This is a genomic window from Thermodesulfobacteriota bacterium (assembly GCA_036482575.1).
In the GTDB taxonomy this organism is placed as follows: domain Bacteria; phylum Desulfobacterota; class GWC2-55-46; order GWC2-55-46; family JAUVFY01; genus JAZGJJ01.
In genome coordinates, this window is sequence record JAZGJJ010000103.1 from 1 (window position 1) to 3831 (window position 3831).

A 3831-nucleotide genomic window follows, 5' to 3' on the forward strand; every position below is an offset into this window, starting at 1 on the left:
CGAGGTCTTCTGGCGGCAGATAGACCCGACCGACGCCCACGGGCAGTTCGTCGACAGGGGCGAGCAGTACGGTTCCGCCGTCTTCTACCATAACGACGAACAAAAACGTATGGCCGAGGAATCGATAAAAAAACTCCAAAAGTCCGGACGCTTCAACGAACCCATCGTCACCTCCCTCTTGAAGGCGTCGACCTTCTATCCGGCCGAAGAGTACCACCGGGACTACTATAAGAAGAACCCGGTTAGATACAAGATATACCGCTACGGCTCGGGCCGGGACGCCTTTCTTGAAGAGGTATGGAAAGACGAAGGAGAGGAGGGACCGATGGGTGAAAAGTACAAAAAACCGGCCGATGAAACGCTCAGAAAAACACTCACGCCGCTGCAGTACAGCGTAACTCAAAAAGAGGGTACGGAAAGAGCGTTCTCGAACGAGTACTGGGACAACAAAAAGGCTGGCATCTACGTGGACATTGTCTCGGGCGAGCCGCTCTTCAGCTCGCTCGACAAGTTCACCTCGGGCACCGGCTGGCCGAGCTTCACCCGGCCGATCGAGCCCGAGAACATCGTCGAGCGGGAGGACCGCCGCCTCTTTACGGCCCGGACAGAGCTCCGGAGCAGGCAGGGTGACTCGCACCTCGGGCACCTCTTTCCCGACGGCCCCGCGCCGACCGGGCTCCGCTACTGCATAAACTCGGCCGCTTTGAGGTTCATACCGAAAGAGATGCTTCAAGAGAAAGGCTACGGGGAGTACGGAAAGGTCTTCGGCAGGTAGTCAGGGCGGGGTAATCGCTGTCCGTCACGGACCGCGTCACGCGCCGTCACGGACCATCTCCTCCACCATCTTCTTCAGCTTCTCTTTCGTGTTCTTCGCCGGGTCTTCGAGGACCGTCTCATAGAGCGCCTTCAATATCTCCCCAACCTCACGGGAAGGACCCATTCCCTTTATCTCCATCACGTCCTTTCCGCTTATGGCGAGGTCTTTTATCTTGAAAAGTTTTTCCTCGGCGGCCATCCTCTCGAGCCTCTTCAAGATAGCCCCGGCGCCCTCTTCGTAGTCGGGGGCGGGCCCGGAACTCTTGGCGATCCTATCAGCGTGCTTTAGTATACATAGCTCCTCCACGTTCTCCTCGCCTACCGAGGCGACGAGCCTCCTCAATGCCGGGCCCTTCATATCGTCGGTGTAGTGGAAGAGGTGGTGCCTGACAAGATTAAGTACGCGGGCCTTATCGGAGTTGCCGAACCTGAGCCTGCTCATAATCCCGCGGGCCAGCTCTTCGGATATCCTCTCATGGCCGTAGAAGGTGGCGCCGGGGCCGTAGTTCTCGCAGGCGTCCACCTTGCCGAGGTCGTGGAAGAGCGCGGCCCAGCGCACGAGCGGCCTCGTGCGCGGCGTGGCGTCCACGGTAAGGAGCGTATGGCAATAGAGGTCGTACTCGTGGTGCCGGTTCTGCTCGAAGCCCGGGCAACGCATAAGCTCAGGGAAAAGCCTTTCTAGCATACCGCTCTCCCTCATGCCTTCCAACATTATGGAAGGGGCCTCGGCCTGCTTGAAGCACCGGGTTATCTCTTCCCTTATCCTCTCGGGCGAGACCACCCTCTCCCACTCCTCCGAGGCCGCGCTCTTAATCGCCTCGCGGGTCGGCCCGTCTATCGCGAACTCAAGGGCCGCCTCGAACCTGTGGGCCCGAAAGATCCTCAGGTAATCCTCCCTGAAACGCTCGAGCGGGACCCCGACGGCCCTTATGAGCTTCTTCCCTATATCCTCCCTGCCGCCGAAGGGGTCTATGTAACGGCCGGTCCTCGGGCAGAAGGCTATGGCGTTTATCGTAAAATCGCGCCGGGCGAGATCTTCCTCCATGGAGGTGCCGAACTCGACCGTGGCGCGCCGTCCGTCGGTGGAGAGCTCCCTCCTGAAGGTGGTGACCTCGAAGTTGATCCCGCCGAGGACCACCGTTACGGTGCCGTGAGCCAGGCCGGTCGGTACGGAGAAGAACTCCTCTCCGGAGAATATCTCCATCACCTCCTCGGGCCTCGCGCCGGTTGCGATATCCACGTCGCTCTGCACCCTCTTCATCAGAAGGTCGCGCACGCACCCGCCGACCAGAAAGGACTCAAAGCCCTTCTCGTGGAGCATGTCTATTATACTCCTGGCGCCTTCAAGCATAGAACCGTCTCTCAAGTACCAAAAAAAAGGCCCCCACCTGACGGTGGGGGCCTTTTTTACTTACGTCTAAACGTTTTACCTGGGTATAACGTTTGTGGCCTTCTGGCCCTTGGCGTCCTCAGTGATCTCGAACTCTACACTCTGTCCTTCCGCGAGTGTCTTAAAACCCTCGGACTGGATGGACGAGAAGTGAACGAAAACGTCTTCGCCGGACTCCTGCTCAATGAAGCCAAAACCCTTGGAATCGTTGAACCATTTCACCTTGCCTGTCAACATAGCACAAAACCTCCTTTCTTGATTTTAATAAGTCATCGAGGCTTTGCGCAATCCAAGGTGTCTTACGGCCCTGCTGTACAAATCCTGTCGCAAACTTATCAGTATCCAGCATTACATAAAAAGCCTGTGTTTGTCAACAGTTACTTTAAGCGCCACGGGAGGAGGGGGGGGGCATGGAAATCGCCCCGGGGTTGCCCTTCGGCAGGCCCTTCGACTTTGCTCAGGACTGGCCTGTCGTGAGCCAGTCGAACGGCTCAGGACAGACCTTCGTCGGCGCCGGACGAAAAAAAGGCCCCCACCTATAGGTGGGGGCCTTTTCGATTAGATATAGACGTCACTTTGGGATAACGTTTATAGCCTTTGTACCCTTCGCGTCCTGAGTAACTTCAAACTCAACGCTCTGGCCTTCCGCGAGGGTCTTGAAACCTTCGCTCTGTATGGCCGAGAAGTGGACAAAGACGTCTTCACCCGACTCCTGCTCAATAAAGCCAAAACCTTTCGACTCGTTGAACCATTTTACTTTGCCTGTCAGCATCGCACAAAACCTCCTTTCCAAGATTTAATAAGTCATCGAGGCTTTGTGCAACTTAAGGTCCTACAGGCCCTGCCGTACAAATCACAAATCCTACCATCAACTTATCGTTTTTACTATTACATGAAAAACCGCGGGCTGTCAATAGTTATCTCGGACGCCTAAGGGCCTGTCCTGAGCCTGTCGAAAGGCAAGGCCGAAGCGGTATTTCAACTTCAAGGCTGCCGTTCGGGGTACTGGATACCGTGGCAATCGAACATCTCTTATGGTAACATACTCGCCGGCACCCCTTTAAAGGCTTATGTGGAAAAGTAGCTGCGCAGCGATATTCCTTGCCATTGCCGTCATAACGGTCCTCCTGAGGCTCCACTCCGTTGACGAGCCGTTCGAGAGGGACCTCACCACCTATTCCTACACCGCCCACCGCCTACTCGCCGGGGACAACCTCTACACGGACGTGTGGGACCACAAACCCCCGGGGATATACGGAACGTACATGCTTGCGGAAACCCTATGGGGCTATGAGCCCGAGACGGTTGTCTATCTCGGCATAACCTTCACGCTCGTCTCCCTTCTCTTCCTCTTCCTGTTTTTAAAGGAGATAGCCGGACCCCTGACCGCACTTGCCGGTTGTTCCTTCTGGGCGCTGGCCTCGAACTCCATAATGCTCCACGGCAACCTCCCCAACACGGAGCTCTTCATAAACAGCTTTACCATGGTGGCGCTCTGGTCCTTCGCCAGGTCCCGAGGCGAGAATAACGGTTATCTCTTCCTTTCCGGCCTCTCGCTCGTGGTCGCGTCCACGTTCAAGACCCTGGTGCTATTCCCCTTCGCGGCCTTCTGCCTCTACCTGGCC

At 56.6% G+C, this 3831-nt stretch carries 6 protein-coding genes; 3 read left to right on the forward strand and 3 right to left on the reverse strand.

Annotated features, from left to right (window positions below):
* Positions 1–775, forward strand: a 775-nt coding sequence (gene msrB / locus V3W31_04465) for a peptide-methionine (R)-S-oxide reductase MsrB (protein ID MEE9614193.1), incomplete at its 5' end; no start/stop codon positions are given.
* A 36-nt stretch (positions 776–811) separates the two neighbouring features.
* On the opposite strand, the gene V3W31_04470 is transcribed toward msrB, so the two are convergent.
* Positions 812–2167: an HD domain-containing protein gene (locus V3W31_04470; protein ID MEE9614194.1), complete on the reverse strand. Its 1356-nt coding sequence runs from the start codon at positions 2165–2167 to the stop codon at positions 812–814.
* 75 nt (positions 2168–2242) lie between these two features.
* Positions 2243–2443: a cold-shock protein gene (locus V3W31_04475; GenBank protein ID MEE9614195.1), complete on the reverse strand. Its 201-nt coding sequence runs from the start codon at positions 2441–2443 to the stop codon at positions 2243–2245.
* Between the two features lie 173 nt (positions 2444–2616).
* On the opposite strand from V3W31_04475, the gene V3W31_04480 reads away from it, so the two are divergent.
* Positions 2617–2748, forward strand: coding sequence for a hypothetical protein (locus tag V3W31_04480; protein MEE9614196.1), 132 nt, complete (start codon positions 2617–2619; stop codon positions 2746–2748).
* A gap of 29 nt (positions 2749–2777) precedes the next feature.
* Here V3W31_04480 and V3W31_04485 read toward each other — a convergent pair whose 3' ends face one another.
* A complete protein-coding gene (locus V3W31_04485; GenBank protein MEE9614197.1) occupies positions 2778–2978 on the reverse strand; it encodes a cold-shock protein in 201 nt (66 codons plus the stop codon).
* 298 nt (positions 2979–3276) lie between these two features.
* Between V3W31_04485 and V3W31_04490 the strand changes: the two genes are divergently transcribed.
* Positions 3277–3831: hypothetical protein (locus V3W31_04490; GenBank protein MEE9614198.1), on the forward strand; the 555-nt coding region annotated here is incomplete at its 3' end.